12 protein-coding genes and 1 pseudogene are annotated in these 15,222 nt (G+C 55.8%); 2 read left to right on the top strand and 11 right to left on the bottom strand.

Annotated elements, in window-relative coordinates:
- Positions 1-63 precede the first annotated feature (63 nt).
- From CUC55_RS14790 to CUC55_RS14750, 9 genes are all read right to left on the bottom strand, one after another.
- Positions 64-2,412 (bottom strand): polysaccharide biosynthesis tyrosine autokinase, encoded by a 2,349-nt coding sequence (locus CUC55_RS14790; RefSeq protein ID WP_103088350.1) that lies wholly within the window; start codon positions 2,410-2,412, stop codon positions 64-66.
- A gap of 75 nt (positions 2,413-2,487) precedes the next feature.
- Positions 2,488-3,393, bottom strand: coding sequence for a UTP--glucose-1-phosphate uridylyltransferase (locus CUC55_RS14785; protein ID WP_103088349.1), 906 nt, complete (start codon positions 3,391-3,393; stop codon positions 2,488-2,490).
- 43 nt (positions 3,394-3,436) lie between these two features.
- Positions 3,437-4,432 (bottom strand): glycosyltransferase family 2 protein, encoded by a 996-nt coding sequence (locus CUC55_RS14780; protein WP_103088348.1) that lies wholly within the window; start codon positions 4,430-4,432, stop codon positions 3,437-3,439.
- Positions 4,429-5,367 carry a glycosyltransferase family 2 protein gene (locus CUC55_RS14775; protein ID WP_103088347.1) on the bottom strand — a complete coding sequence of 313 codons (939 nt, stop codon included), beginning with the start codon at positions 5,365-5,367 and terminating at the stop codon, positions 4,429-4,431. Before CUC55_RS14775 ends, CUC55_RS14780 begins: the two co-directional genes overlap by 4 nt.
- Positions 5,364-6,380: a glycosyltransferase family 2 protein gene (locus CUC55_RS14770; RefSeq protein WP_103088346.1), complete on the bottom strand. Its 1,017-nt coding sequence runs from the start codon at positions 6,378-6,380 to the stop codon at positions 5,364-5,366. Before CUC55_RS14770 ends, CUC55_RS14775 begins: the two co-directional genes overlap by 4 nt.
- Before the next feature lie 13 nt (positions 6,381-6,393).
- A complete protein-coding gene (locus CUC55_RS14765; protein WP_425352854.1) occupies positions 6,394-7,380 on the bottom strand; it encodes a glycosyltransferase in 987 nt (328 codons plus the stop codon).
- 247 nt (positions 7,381-7,627) lie between these two features.
- Complete coding sequence (gene exoK, locus CUC55_RS14760; protein WP_103088344.1) at positions 7,628-8,416, bottom strand: endo-1,3-1,4-beta-glycanase ExoK; 789 nt, start codon at positions 8,414-8,416, stop codon at positions 7,628-7,630.
- A 4-nt stretch (positions 8,417-8,420) separates the two neighbouring features.
- Complete coding sequence (locus CUC55_RS14755) at positions 8,421-9,569, bottom strand: acyltransferase family protein (protein ID WP_103088343.1); 1,149 nt, start codon at positions 9,567-9,569, stop codon at positions 8,421-8,423.
- Between the two features lie 362 nt (positions 9,570-9,931).
- Positions 9,932-11,404, bottom strand: a complete 1,473-nt coding sequence (locus CUC55_RS14750; RefSeq protein WP_103088342.1) for a lipopolysaccharide biosynthesis protein — start codon at positions 11,402-11,404, stop codon at positions 9,932-9,934.
- A 120-nt stretch (positions 11,405-11,524) separates the two neighbouring features.
- On the opposite strand from CUC55_RS14750, the gene CUC55_RS14745 reads away from it, so the two are divergent.
- Together CUC55_RS14745 and CUC55_RS14740 are read left to right on the top strand one after the other, a co-directional pair.
- Entirely contained in the window at positions 11,525-12,490 is a 966-nt protein-coding gene (locus tag CUC55_RS14745) for a glycosyltransferase family A protein (RefSeq protein ID WP_103088341.1), read from the top strand.
- Between the two features lie 37 nt (positions 12,491-12,527).
- Positions 12,528-13,478 (top strand): polysaccharide pyruvyl transferase family protein, encoded by a 951-nt coding sequence (locus tag CUC55_RS14740; protein WP_103088340.1) that lies wholly within the window; start codon positions 12,528-12,530, stop codon positions 13,476-13,478.
- A 21-nt stretch (positions 13,479-13,499) separates the two neighbouring features.
- On the opposite strand, the gene CUC55_RS14735 is transcribed toward CUC55_RS14740, so the two are convergent.
- Entirely contained in the window at positions 13,500-14,495 is a 996-nt protein-coding gene (locus CUC55_RS14735; RefSeq protein WP_103088339.1) for a glycosyltransferase family 2 protein, read from the bottom strand.
- Between the two features lie 297 nt (positions 14,496-14,792).
- A pseudogene (locus CUC55_RS23225) lies at positions 14,793-14,876 on the bottom strand (exopolysaccharide production repressor protein); the annotation flags it as partial.
- Positions 14,877-15,222 lie beyond the last annotated feature (346 nt).

Raw genomic sequence — 15,222 nt, 5'->3', positions numbered from 1 at the left:
AGCCATTATTGTTCAATAGCGGGTAAAAAGATGCCCGCTCGACGCGGGCATCTTGATCTTGTTTTAAGCGGGTTCGGAAACCGGTTTTTTCGCGTCGCCATAATAGGCGGAGAACTGCTCGTGATAATGTTCCGAGCNGCCCGGACCGGCATAACGCTGCAACTCGGTCATATCGGTCTTGTTCAGCACGATGCCCAGCGTCTTGTTGGCGATCTGGGGTTCGTGGCTCATGAGGTTCTGCACCATCTGGATAGGTGTCTTGCCCCATTCGGTGACGAACACGAAACCATCGACCTGAGAGGCGAATGCCTTGGCATCGATAACAGGCACCACAGGCGCAAGGTCAACGATGATGTAGTCGCAGGCTTCGCGCGCCGAATCCATGAACTTGCGCATGCCGGATGAGGCAAGCAACTCGCTGGAGTGAGCAAACTGGTTGCTGGTGGAAACCGGCAAAATACCCATCTTGGTGCGGCTATCGACCTTCACGGCCTTGGTCCAAGGGACCTCGTCCAGCACGACTTCCACGAGACCAGCGGACTGGCGCGTTGTCAGCATGCGGCTGAGGCCCGGATTGCGAATATCGGCATCCACGACAAGCGTGCGCTTGCCGGTGGTGGCGATGAGGCCCGCAAGGTTGAGGGCGACCACGGACTTGCCCTCGTTGGGCAGGCAAGAGATGACGCCGATCACGCGGCACTGGCGTTCCTGGATGACGACATCGGCGGTCAGTTTCACATTTCGCAGCGTCTCCGTGAAGCTGGAGCGCGGACTATCGACCGCAAGCCGCAGCATTTTCTGGAACGAGACCTGTCCGTTATCTTCGATATCGGTTTCAGGGATTTCAGGCGTCGCGGCACCCGTTTCGGATTTAGCCGTTTCCACGCCTTTCTCGCCGATGAAGGGGAGATAACCAAGGAAGCGCATGCGCAGATTATCGCGCACATCGTTGCCGGTATGGAAATAGCGGTCGCGGAATTCCAGAACAGCAGCCACACCGCCACCCAGCATCAAGCCAAGAATGATGGAAAGCGCCATCGTCATGGTCTTTTTGGGGCTGGAAGGCGATGTCGGCAGTCCAGCTTCGGAGATGACGCGGGCCTTGGCAATCGGGAAGGATTGCTTCTGCGATGCCTCTTCGAAGCGACCGAGGTAGGATTCGTAGAGAGTCTTCAGCGCCGCCGCCTGCTGCTCTAGCTCACGCAGTTTGACCAACGTTATATTGGCTTCGGAATTGCGTCCGGCAACGCGGTCGATGTTTTCGCGCAGCGACTGTACGCGGGACTGCGTTACATCGAAGTCGTTCTTGAAGCTGCCGGTGAGCTGTAGAAGCTCCTGGTAAATCTGGCGAGCGAGATCACCCTTTTCGCCCTCAAGCGCGATTGCTTGCGGATGGTCCTTGCCGAATTGCTGCACGACACCGCGTTCCCTGTCGGAAATGGCGATGTAGCGCTTGCGCAGGTCCTGGATCACCGTGTTATCCGTATCACGCGCCGAGACGATGGCGTTATTGACGGCATTGTCCGGCCCCTGATCGGTGATGGATTTATACTGCGTGTAGCGGGCGGACGCGGTGGCTGCATCTGCCTGTGCGGCAATCAATTGGCCGTTCAGGTCCGAAAGCTGGCTTTCAGACATCAGTTCGCCACGCGACGACACGATGTTATTGGCGGCCTTGTATTTTTCGACGGCAAGCGATGCGGCCTGCGAACGCTGGTTGAGATCGGTCAGACGCTCCTGCAGCCAGACGGAAGCGCGTTCCGTGGCGTCGAAATTCGCGTTCAACTGTTCGGTCAGATAGGAGTTGGCGTAGGTTTTGGCGATCTGTGTTGCCAATTGCCGGTCTATCGAGCGGATGGAGATGGCAATGACCGAGCTTCGGCCCACGCGCTCTACCGTCAGTGCCTGCTGAATAACTGCCGCAGCTTTCTCGCGGCGACCGTTACGCATGGCTTCTTCGGAGGCCGGTGGGGAGTTTGGCGTCAGAAGATCGACCACGCCCTTGATCGACGATTTGACCAGATCAGCAGGGCTCTTGGGGGGATTAACGATGGTCTCGTTGCTGTCGAGGCCCGCCTTGTCCACCACGGTCAGCGCCATCTCCTTGGATTTCAAGATTTCAACGGCGCTGGCGATACGGTTGTCTATCACCTGTGCCGCGGGTACGGGCGTTTCGTCTTCCGCATAACGCGACAGACTTTCATCCAGCAGCACCTGCGTCATAGCTGTGTAGACCGGTGTTGCCAGAACGAGGTAGAGCCCTGCCAGAACCATCGTCGCGATAACGCAGGCTGCGATGATGTTGGCACGGCGCACCACGGCGGCCCAGAGGCGGTCGAGGTCAATAAACGTGTCGGCGTCCTTGGACTGGTCCGGGAAATTCATGTTCGATCTAAAGGTCTTGTGGTGCATTGACCCACCTGTGTTTAAAAAANTGACGAGCGGGACGGCAGTTTTCCTGCCATCCCGGCTCTCTTGTTTTTAGTTTCAGGCCGCTTTGACGCGGCTCTCATGGTTCAGAACCAATTCCTTAATGGAGGCCAGAACCTGGGCTTCCATGTCAGAGCGCATCAGCGAGAAGGCGACGTTGGCGGAGATAAAGCCTTGCTTGCTACCGCAATCGAATGTGCGTCCTATAAATTTTTGAGCATGAAAAGGCTGCGTTTCCGCAAGACGTTTCATACCATCTGTCAATTGAATTTCATTGCCCGCGCCGCGCTCCTGCTTTGCGAGAATATCGAATATCTCAGGCTGCAGAATATAACGGCCATTCAGGTAATAATTGGACGGGGCAGCCGAAGGTTCAGGCTTCTCTACCATTNCCGTCACGCGGAAACCGTGGCTGACCGTGCTGCCGACGCCCACGATGCCGTAGGATGAGGTTTCCTCAGCCGCGCATTCCTCGACGCCGAGAATATTGCCGCCGACTTCATCATAAAGTTCCATGAGACCGGCAATGCAGCCGCGCGCACCGTAAGACACCATATCTGGTAAAAGAAGTGCGAATGGCTCCTTGCCGACGAGTTCACGTGCGCACCATACGGCGTGGCCGAGGCCAAGCGGAACCTGCTGGCGCGTATAGCTGACGGTACCCGCCACCGGCAGCATCTTCTCAAGCTGAAGGACCTGCATCGTCTTGCCGGATTTCGTCAGGGTGCTGACCAGTTCCGGCGCGCTGTCGAAATAGTCTTCGATGGCTGTCTTGTTACGGCTGGTGACGAAAATAATGTGTTCGATGCCGGCCTGCATGGCCTCATCGACGGCGTATTGAACCACGGGACGATCAACAATCGTCAGCATTTCTTTCGGCATTGCCTTTGTAGCGGGCAGAAACCGTGTTCCGTTGCCTGCTACAGGGATGACGGCCTTTCTGACAGTCCTCTTCAAATCCACGGCATTCTCCTTAATTCATTGTTGAGTATCGATATCGGGCAGATCAGGACACTTGTCTGTTCACCCGTTTNGAAACTGATCTTGCGGTCATCGTATCCTTGAGTTTTCTCAACCGTACCTCGATGGGCATGCGCAGGTGTCGAAACGCGATGGGATCGCGGAAGGCTATCTTGACGATGCCGGAAACGGAGCGGCTTTNGATACTGGATATCAGCATCAGGAAATGGCGCGCCTCGACAAGGCTGCGGCTGCGTTGTTTTTGCGCGTCGCGTGCGGGGGGCGAAAGCGTATAGCTGGTCATGAACTCGCGGTCGGCTGCAATCATCGCATCGACGTGACGAAGTTCGAGCACACGGGAAATCGAGCCTTCACGAATGTTGTAGACGTAGCCGGGCGACGGCTCGATGGTGCAGAGGCCACCAACTGCGAGTGCTGATGCCAGAAGCAGGTAGTCTTCTCCGATCCGCAATGTCGGGTGGAAACGCAGTTTGTGATCGTTCAGGAAATCACGCCGGAACATCGGTTTCATGTAACCGAAATTGAAGGTCGAGCGAAAAAGAACGTTCGACGCGATGAAGTCTTCCAGCGTCAGAACGCCGCGTTCCCGCAGGAAAGCGTCGGTAAACATCGTCTCCTTGGGGCGGCCATCCGTGTAGACCACATCGAGATTATCGACGGCGATGTCGGCGGTCGCGGCCTCGGCACGGGCGATCATCTGCGCCGTGCGGTGCGGGAGGATTACGTCGTCGGAATCCAGAACCGCGATCCACCGTCCCTCTGCCGCATCGAGCCCGGCATTGCGAGCGCCGCCGGGGCCGAGATTTTTCTCCAGTTCGATCAACCGGACACGGGGGTCGTTCATGGCGAAAGCCTTCACGATCTCACGGGTGGCATCGTTCGATTTATCGTCAACGACGATGACTTCCAGCGTGACCAGTGCCTGCGCCAGAGCGCTTTCAACGGCCGGAACGATCGTATCTGCGGAATTATAGGCGGCGATGACGAATGTCACGTCCGGCTGTATCGAGGCTTCCATCATGTAGCCTCCACGGTGCCGTACTGGCGAATTTCCTTCACGCCGAAGGCACCGCTGACGGAACCACAATGCAAGGCGACGCGCAGCAATTGGCGGGTACGACGAACCGGATCGAAAATGGCAAGTAGCGCCATTCCGGCGCAGGCAGTCGCTTTCGCAGCGGCAATCGCAACCTGTGCAACACGACGAAGCCCTGGTTTTTTCTCCGCGAGCAGCCGACCATGGGTCTGGCCGGAACGGAAGCGGCGCTTCGCAAGCCATTTGAAACTGGCGCGCGTATTCGGCACCGGCTCTGAAAGAACAGCGTTTTGCGCATAGGCGATGCGGCCACCGGCTGCATGCATGTGCGAGAAAAAGTGCGTGTCTTCGCCACCGCTTTGGCCCAGCGACAGCGCAAAGCGACGACCTGCGACAGACGGTGCCGACATGCGAAGCAGGGTGTTGCAGGTGTAACCGGTGATGATCTCGCCATTGACCCAGACAGGGAGGGTGGAATGGAAATCGCCTCTGCGCATCCATTCCGGCACATTCGGCTTATAGATTGCCGTCACAGGTCCCAGCACGGTTTCTGCACCGGTTTCCTGTGCGGTCTTCAAAAGCTCCGACAACCATTCGCGTGGCGCGGTTTCGTCGTCATCGATGAAGGCCAGATAATCGGCTTCAGAGGTTGAAAGACAGGCGTTACGGGCAATCGAGATGTTTGATTTGGGGCAGTGGACGTAAGTGATCTCGAAAGGCGATATCTCGCGCAGATTGTCGATGGATGGTTTTGCGCTCGGCTCTGCGTCATTATCCGCCACGATGAGCCGCACGGTCACGCCNTCGGGCACATCGAGTTCGAACAGAGACTTCAATGTCGCAACGACCGCCGGACGGCGGTAGGTGCAGATGCCGATATCGACCGTGACGTGTGTGGATGGGAGGGAGGTTACGGTCATGAAACTGCCTTTCCCGCCACGGGCGCTGGTGTGCCAATGGAGCCAAGGAGTTCAAGCCAGAAACCGGTGGACCAGGCAAAATGCATGACCATTGCGGCAAACGCTGCCAGCGGGCCATAGGAATTTTTCTCGGCGACAGCCATCCACAAGCCGTAGCCGAGGCAAGCGCCGACCCAAAGAAGAAGAGGTACGAATGCCGCCCAGTGGAAGAAGCCGAGCAGAGAAAAGACTGCAACCGGCATGACCGCCAGCGGTATCATCTGACGGATCTTGGGGAGCGAACGATGCTTCAAANGGTTTTTCGCACGTCCCCGACCATAAGCCATATATTGTTTGAACAGGGGGCTGACGTTGGAACGAGGGTAATAGGTCATGCGGGTCTTGTCGGTCATCCATATGCGGAAACCGGCCTTGCGCAGCCGGTAATCCAGTTCGGCATCCTCGTTATGACTGAAGCTTTCATCGTAGCCGCCAGCCGTGGTGAACGCGGATATGCGCATCAACGCGTGATGGCCGTGATCGATCCAATGCCCTTTCGAACCTTCGCGATGTTTCGAACCGCCATTGCCGAGTTTGGAGTTCTGGGCGATGGCCGTGGCTTTCTGGAACGTGCCATGACCAACCGTGTCCATGGCGACGACGACCGAGTCCGCACCCGTCTTCACCGCATCTTCCAGAAGGCGATGGCAATAATCGTCCGGGTAATCGCCGTGCGCATCAATGCGGATCAGGTAATCGTAATCGGTGCCGAACATCTCGACGGCAAGGTTGATGCCGGCGCTCTGAATGCGTTTGGGGTTGGCAAGCAGGATGACGCGCTGGTCCTGCATGGAAANGCTGGCGACGATATCGCGCGTGCCATCCGTGCTGCCGCCATCGGCGACGATGATGCGGTCCTGCGGATGGTTCAGGCTGCTCGAAAACTTCAGCAACAGATCATCGATCGTGCGGGCTTCATTGAGGCACGGTATGACGATCAATGTTTNCACGTCTGGAATGGTTTGCAACTTCATGGCTTAGATCCCGTCAAGCGGTTGAGAGTGCGGCTTCCACCGTGCGGCCATTGTGCGGCGCTGCCAGGGAGGCGAGTGTGTGAACGAGTTGAACGCAGTCCTGGCGCTCGGTAACCCATTGTTTCTTGTCGATCGCAGAAAGTCGGGCGAAGGCTTTGATATAGGATTGTTCGGTCAGGCTCGCGAAAAGCTGTTCCAGAGTGCTGGCATTTGCGTGGGGCAAGACCTCGCCGATATGCCTGCTCTCAAGAAAGCGCGCCGTTTCCGTTCCCGCCACAGCAATTGGCAGTGTGCCGTACAGGCATCCTTCATAGAGGCGGTTGGGCAGCAGCCAGCTCGAGTTCTGGCCCTCCTCGAAGAAGTCGATGGCCCATGTGAACTGAACCTCGTTATAGATCGAGGCCAGATCCTCGGGGTTCTTGTACGCGCCGAGAAAACTGACATGCGGGGCTTTGGCGACCAAGACATCGAAATCATCGAACTCGGAATAGGCTGGGCGCCCACGCAGGATGATCTCGACCTTGCCATCCATCTTNGCTGCAAANTCGGTCAGTATTTGCAGGGATTTGACGCAGCGCAATGCTCCGAACCATCCAATTTTCCATGGCTCGCCTGGCTTCGAGGCACGTGGCTGTGCAGGAGTTTGCTCAACAGAATCCAGCATCAGCACCTTGTTTNCCTGCAAGAGTACCGGCAACTGCAGACCGGAGCGGGGCTCGAAATACTGCGCGACGAAGGCCGGTGAACTGGTGATCAGCAGCTTTGCGTCTCTTGCAAAATACCGTTGAGCTGCGTTGACGAGTTTGCCGACCTGCCCCTCGTTGAGGAGCAGCCTGTGAATATCGAGGCATTCATAAACCACTGGCACGTCCCGCCCGTACATACCCGATGCGCGGCGCGCCAAAGCCAGCATTTCGAGATTGCGCGCANTGATGACATCGGGTTTGCGCACCTGTCGCAAGGCGCGCGGCAGCGAGAGGCTGGACTTGACGATGGACATGATGCGCTGGGCAAACCGCCCGTCGGCGGTTTCGCCAAGCACGATAGGTGTGACGCCATCGACATCCGCCAGCTTGTTTTCGCCGCGCGTGAAGCCCGCGAGGCTAACCGTTGCTCCGCCCGTCTGCAACGTCATAACCCGCCGGCGAATGGCCGGGTCGGCGAGGTCATGAGCAAAATAGAGAACGTGCGTCATCAAAAACAGTCCTGAAGCGAAGGGTCATCGGGCAGTCTAGAGGTCAAAGGTGTCAGTTCGACAGGCAGGCGACGGATTCCGGAAACTGGCATTTGTCGCCAAGAGCCGTGAAGGCCATACGATCGACGTTCATCACCGTCGGGCCGTTATAGGCGAACTTGCCCATCCAGCTTTNCAGCGTGTCTGTACCCCACAGGCTGAAGAAAATCTTCTGGGGGTTCTGGGGAATTTTGGATGGATCGGTGACTTCGTGGACCATCTTTCCGTTCACGAAATAGCGCAGACGCTGCGGCTCCCAGACGAAGGCATAATCGTTGAACGCTTTGTCGGCACCGCCTGCGACATCCACCAGCTTCTCATTGCCACCCTTGGCGGAAATATACTGGTTGAGCTGGACCTGAGACGTGTTCTTGCCCAGAACTTCCATATCGATTTCATCATGCGGCTTTTTATCGGTTGGTCCGATATAGGTGAAGAAAGCCGAATTCAAGCCGGGGCCTGTCGCGGTTTTGATGCGGGCTTCATAGGTGCCATAGCGATAGCGACCCTTTGTCTGGATTTCACCGCAGGAATAATTCCGGTCGCCAGCCTTGCCTTCCTGGTAACCGAGCTGCAGCTGTCCGCCCTCGAATTTCACCAGTTTCTTCGACCATGTGCAGTTCTGATGCGGACCGTTGTTCCAGCCGTCAGAGACGTACCAGAAGGACCGGTCCATGCTGTCGAAGTTCTCCACGAAAGACTTGCCATTCTCTTCCTGTGCCACTGCGACAGTGCCGAGGCTGAGAACCAGAAGAGCTGAAGCTATCAAGCGCGCGTGAACGCTGCTGAGGATTGCGGTCATGGGTTCACCTTTGTCGTTGTGGAACGGGTGTATCTGCGGAAGGCCGATAGGATTCGGCCTTTACGGATGGTTTGTTTTCAGAGCCGATCTTCGGTTTCTTGGCCCGGCTACCAGTCAACACGCCGTAGAGAGACGGCAGCTTGGAGCGGACCTGCGCATTGCTGACGATCAGGATAACGAAGGAAAGCAGCACGGCACCTACATAAAAGGCGGGATAGAAATCCGGGCCGCCCTTGTTCCAGACCATCCACATGATGACGAGGAGTGGGTAGTGGGCGCAGAAAATCCAGAAGCTCAGACTTCCCGTGTCGGCAAGACGGCGTCCAATACGGCTCTGGATCAGTAAAGACGACGACGCCCAAAGTCCTACCGCGCCGAATACAGCCAGAAGATTTCGCATCAGGTTGAGCTCGAATGTGAAATCCGGCCCGGTGAAATACAGGCCCGTCGCCAACAGCGCTGTTGCAGCGAAGAGCGCGACGGTGATTTNGATTGCATAGGGGTCAAGCGTTTTCAGATCGATCTTATACAGCGCAAGCGCGATGCCGAGGGTAAAGCTGAAGAGGATGGACTTTTTCTGCACGATAAGCAGCGTCAAATCTGGCCATGCGGTAAGAACCAGAAGTGCACCAAGCGTCAGCAGCGGAACGCGCCGTACGAGAAACGCAAGAATTGGCGACAGCAGGATGCAGACGAACAGATCACGCAGAAANTAGAGGGGAACGTTGACCGGGAACTCTTCTACGGCAGCGCCATGGCTGATCATTTCACGCGGCGTCGCGTTCCACAAATCCGGGAAATATCCATCACCCAAGCCAACCCGCTGCATGATGAGAACGGCGACGAAAAGCGCTCCATTCCATAAGAAGAAGGGCAGTAAGACGGTTTTTGCTTTCGATTTGACGGTCGCAGAGTAATCGAAGGCACTCATGCCGCGGCGAAACAGAAGGTAGCCAGAGATCGCGCTCAGGCACGGCACGCCGACACGAAACAGGGCGTCGCCCAGAAATACCCTCATCCAGTCGAAGAAACCGTACATCCCGAGAAACGGGCTGGTCTCGGGATCGTGCGGCACGTGTACGAAANCAATGCCGGAAATTAAAACGATACGCATCAAATTGATGCGGGAAGACAGGTTCTGATCAAAAGTCACATCAGTTCCCCTTTATTGGGCGGTGTCTCCCCTCACCGCGTTACAACCAAGAGCGAACGTAAGCCCACTCGCGGAGTCTGGTTTTTACTTTGGGGTAAAATGTGGCAACGCGGGAAAAACGTCTATCGAATTGTGAGGGGTGAATCTCTGGATCGATGGTCGATATGTCTCGTCTATGTAAGTTAAGTGTTTGTTTAAAATGAAATAACGATGAGAAGAGCCGAGAAATCGCAGACGGTTTCTCATTGTCAACAAACGTCCGATTATGTTGCGGCGCACAAAATAAAAACAGACCTCACGTAACGGGATCGTGAGGAGCTAGCTTCAGGGTGAGTGGATTGTGGCGAAAAAGGTTCGATACCTTACGCAACGGTGGGTTTGGCTTTGCGGTCCTTTACCATGCCCAGAATTTTTCTCAACAACTCCCGTTCCGTCAGCAAGATCAGCACGGCATAGATAACGCCACCGGCGATAGCGCCAACGAAANCCTGCATGTAGGCGTGAGGCAGGCTGCCTTCGAACACGTGCAATATGTAGCGCACGGCAAGCGCCATGACGAAGGAGGCGATCATGGGACGGCTGCTGATGTAGAGCCCCTTCAGCAGTGGCATTTCACTGGCCCTGAACACCGCCCAGGAATAGGCAAACAGCGTCACGCCGTTGACGATGCAGAGCCACACCATGGCGTCGATCAAGGTGCCGTAAGTTGCCGCGATCCACACCGCAAGGGTGGTGAAGACGGCGCGAATCGTTGCCGACCAGAACAGCACACGGCCGTAGCCTGCACCTTTGAGGTATGGGATGAAGGTGCTGCACGGGGTCAGAATCGCCTTGGATAGGGCCAGCAAACCGAGAACCGGCCATGCATAGGCCCAGTTGGGTCCGAAGATGACCAGCATGGCCGGTTCTGCAATAGCCCACAGCCCGAACATCATCGGGGCCAGCAGCACGGTTAGAACCTGTGTCGAGAACATCAGGGCATCTCGTCTGCGCTGCTTGTCATCCATCATGCGGCTGAAGGCGGGAAAGAGAACGCCCATGACGGCAGATAGAACCACCTGATTGGGGATGCTGGCAAAACGGTTGGAGGCGGAATAGGCGCCCGCATCGGCAAGGCCCAGATGACGGGCAATGACGACCATGGGCGACTGGAAGGTGACGAAATTTGCGATTTCCGAGCCCATCAGGCCGGAGCTGAAGCCGAGAAGCGGAACCAGCCGCTTTGGCTTCATCACGAACCGTGGCCTGTAGTGGGAGACCGCGTATAGACCGACCAGCCGGATCAGGGCTGCGGCAAAGAGCTGAATGATAAGCGCCCAGACGCCGTAACCGGCAAAGGCAAGTATGACGGCCACGATGGCGGCGGCACTTTCCGAGGTCATACTCCAGATGGCGTCCTTGCTGAAATTCATCCGCCGCGCCAACAGCGAGTATGCGACATCTCCAGCCAATTGCAGGGGAATGAGAAAGGCCATGATGCGCAGCAAATAGGCGCTTTCAACGGCCCCCAAGAGCTCCCCAAAAAACTCCGCGCCAAAGTAGAGGATTGCAGCCATTGTGCAGGAAATCGCGAGATTTGCCCAGAAGACGGTATGGATCGTGTCCATATCCTCTTCCTTTTCCACAATCAGCGCGGAGGTAAGACCTGCACCTGCAATCATCGTCAGGAACTGAACGACTGTTAGCCCGACGGCGACGACGCCGAATTCTTCCGGTGTCAGCAATCGGGCAAGAATTGGCACCGTGACAAACTTAAGCCCGAATGTGCCTGTTTTTGACAATACGCTCCAACCGACATTCGTGGTAATCGTTTTGACGCTCGGAGCAGGGGGCATACGTGCATCCTATTAAATTTGGAGGCCAGCGGGTGGTGGGCTGGCGGGAGGTTTGCCACTCATCGGGGCCGCTCTTCTTATCGGGCCCGACACTTCTTGAGCAACACAAGGGGCGAAACAATGGCGAAATTTACAGTCGTTATTCCTTATTATCAAAANCAGCATGGCGTTTTGGGTCGTGCATTGACATCGGTTTTTGCGCAGACCGTTCAGGATTTCGATCTCGTCATCGTAGACGACGAATCGCCCTATCCTATTGAAAACGAAATCGCCGAACTGAGTGAAGACCAGAAAAACCGTATCAAAATCGTCAAGCAGAAGAATGGCGGGCCGGGCGGTGCGCGCAATACGGGGCTCGATAATGTCCCGGCTGAAACTGCCTATGTCGCTTTTCTCGATTCGGACGATATCTGGATTCCAGATCACCTGAAGAACGCGGCGTACAGCCTGGAAATCTTCGGCGGTGAGTGCTACTGGGCCTCAATGCAGGCCAGTGACGAGTTTTATTATCACTTCGCGATCTCCGAGCTGGAGAACAACGAGGGTGCTACCCGCCTCTCCGAATCACCAAAGGTTATCGAGCTGCCGGATCTGGCTAGTGTCATGCTGCGCAACTGGAGCTTCCTGCATCTGTCCTGCATGGTCATTGGCAGGCCGCTGTTTGAAAAANTTCGTTTTGACCCGATATTGCGGTTGGCCGCAGAAGACGTTCTGTTCTTCTGCGATTGCATCATGGCATCTAAGCGTAGTCTTTTGTGTGACGATGCCGGCGCCATGCGTGGCATGGGTGTGAATATTTTCCACAGCATCGACAACACGTCGCCGGAGTTTTTGCGCCAGCAGTTTAATACCTGGGTGGCGNTGGATACGTTGCAGGGCCGCTTTGCCAAGCGTCCCGCAGACGTTGCATCCATCGCATCCTATAAGAACACGGCGCGCAAGCAGGCGCTGTGGAGCCAAGCGGGCAAGCTGAAACAGCGCAAGGCACCGGAACTTGGCCTGTTGTTCAAATGGATGATGCGTGACCCGGCTATTTTGCGTGCAGCGCTGGAATTGGGAACCGGCAAATTTGCCNGCCCGAAATGAGCCCGCTGCCAACAGTATTCTTATTCAGGAGTAGTCCATGAAACCCTATCACTGGGAATCGCATCACGGTAATTTCGGCGACGACCTCAATCTTTGGCTTTGGGATTTCCTGCTGCCGGGGCTGCGTGACGTTCACCCGGATGTCCTGCTGGTCGGTGTCGGCACCGTGCTCAACGATGTTCTTTTCCCGCCCACCCAACGCAAGCTGATCATCGGCAGCGGCTATGGTTATGGCGCGGTGCCGGATACGTCCAACAAGGAACTGTGGGACATCCGATGCGTGCGCGGTGAGATGACGGCCGCCAAGCTCGGCCTGCCAGCGGAGATGGGCATTGTCGATCCCGCCGTCATGGTCACCGATATGCCGGACTTCAAAANTCTACCAAAGCTGCACAAGAAGACCTTTGTTCCGCATTGGGAATCGGCTGAATTCGGTATGTGGGAGACGGTTTGCGAGCCAGCCGGGCTTACCTATCTCGATCCACGCGGTGAGGCGAAGTCGGTTATCAAACACATCGCGCAGTCGGAATTCATCGTCGCTGAATCGATGCACGGCGCTATTCTGGCCGATGCGTTTCGGGTGCCATGGGTCGCGGTCAGCACCTCCACCTCCATCAACAGCTTCAAGTGGAGCGATTGGGCGGGCAGTGTCGGCGTGAAGTACGAGCCGCGTTACATCCCGGTTTCGACCCGCGCGGAAGCGGCAAAAANGGGCTCCAAATTCTGGGGCATGAGCTTTCCACCACCACCGCCAGCGGAAATTGTCGAGCACCAGACCTCTCATCATGACGGTGAGTTACTGGTCCGTCCGCAGCAGGAACAACTATCCTTGAAAAAGCTGGCAAAGCAGGTGCTGGCGGCACCATCGACATTGGCTTTGTGGCAGGCCAGCCGGGCGGAGCCGCGTCTCAGCCCCGATGGCCGTTTGGAAGAACGTAAAGAGCGTTTCCAGGCTGTGCTGGAGAGCATCAAGAAAGACTACTTCTAACGAAAACAGACGCCGCTCGGCTCAAGGGTTGAGCGGCGTTGCTCTCAGCAGATAACGAATATCTGCGACCTGCTGTGGCTTCTTGCGAAAACGCGCCGTCTTATCGCGCCATAGGCCTTGCGCAATGGCAGGCGCTGCGGGCAGCCGTTTCAGCGTATGAGACAATGCGCCACCCAGACCGGCTTTCGCCTTGGCATCGAGGAAGTCACGCAGCTCGAACTTTTCACGAATATGCCGTTCATGCTCCTGCAAANCGGCCTGTTCCTGCGGTGCAAGAGTGTATTCGGCCATGATTTNACGGTCGGCTTCGTAAAGTTGGCGCAAATCATCCGTCCGGTGGCGGCCACTGAGTGAATCGCCTCTCACGATTGCACCATAACCGCAATTGCGAATGACCTTGTAGCGCGCGCCGCAGGCCAGAGCTCGAACGTAAAGTTCGTAATCTTCGCCCAGTCTCAGCGCTTCGTCATAACGTAGGCCGTGAGTTTCAAGAAAAGACCGGCGGATGACGGGTTTCAGGAAACCGGTCTCACCACGTTCGACACCGCGTTTGGAAATATTGCCCTCAACGAACTCTGCCAGTTTCAGGAAATGCGTTTCCGGTGCAAATCGGTCTGGGACCATCGAAGATGCCCNGGCCACCGACTGCTGGATGAACGCGATGTTATCGGCCACCAAATCCCAGTCGTCATGCTCCAGCATCGCGGCAAAACGGCCCGTAAAAANGAAATCATCGCCATCCAGAATACTGATGAGCGGGNCAGACGAAATGGCAATGGCGTGGTTGCGCGCAGCCGAGGGGCCGCGATTGACATCGAACCGCTCGACTTTCAACCGCCCGGTTCCGTCGTCACAGGATTGCGCGAAAGAGGACGTCGCATCCGTCGATCCATCGTCGATGACGACCACTTCGGCAACTTCCGGCTCTGCGAGCGCGGAGGAAATGGCTGTTGCAATGGTGTCAGATGCGTTCTTTGCAGCAATAATTACGCAAATGGATTGCGGTTCCCCGGTCATGCCCAACTCCTGCTTCGTTGCATCGGTGATATCTCGACGCAGAAAATGTCAGGGATAAGGAAATGGGAGGGTTATTTCGCACCTGCGAAAAGTTTAGGTCCACCTGACAGGTGGCGATCAGAAGTCACTCAGCTTGGGGCTATGTGGAGCAACGACAGAAATCGTTTCCGTCACTGACTTCTCCGGTGCCGGAGCAACGTCTTTCTGGAAGTTAAGTGTCGCACGCATCTGCCGCTTTTCTTTTGCAACAAGAATAAGCACGCCTACAAAATATCCAACTTGTATAATGACAAGACAGATCAGCGTCTGAATAAAACTTGTGTAGAAAGAGCCATAGATAAANTATGTTGCGATGGCGAACACCAGCAGAGCACAGATCATGCTGATGAAAANCGCGCGGGGCGTACATATCTTTCTCCTCCGCTAAGCATTGTCCCTCTGTAGAGAAATGCATCTTTATGGCTTTCTTTNGTGGGGTTTATATTACGAAACGAATGCCGTTTCAACACAGTTATACTTTCATTAGATCGCCCAGCGTGAAATTTCGGTAATTTTTAATGGTAAAATTTGCGCAAATTTTTGTTATTTTGATCCATCCGCCTGGATTCTGTTCGATGATCTTGTCGTAAGGTTAAGGGCATTTTCATTATCGCGCCCTTGGCAGCGTAGTTCCCTGCAAATATCGGACATTTCGCGGTGATTCCCGCACTGCCAGCGGCTTTCTGCT

The sequence above is a fragment of the Agrobacterium bohemicum genome, from assembly GCF_002896715.1.
GTDB classification, from domain to species: domain Bacteria; phylum Pseudomonadota; class Alphaproteobacteria; order Rhizobiales; family Rhizobiaceae; genus Agrobacterium; species Agrobacterium bohemicum.
This window is presented reverse-complemented; position numbering and strand designations above follow the sequence as displayed.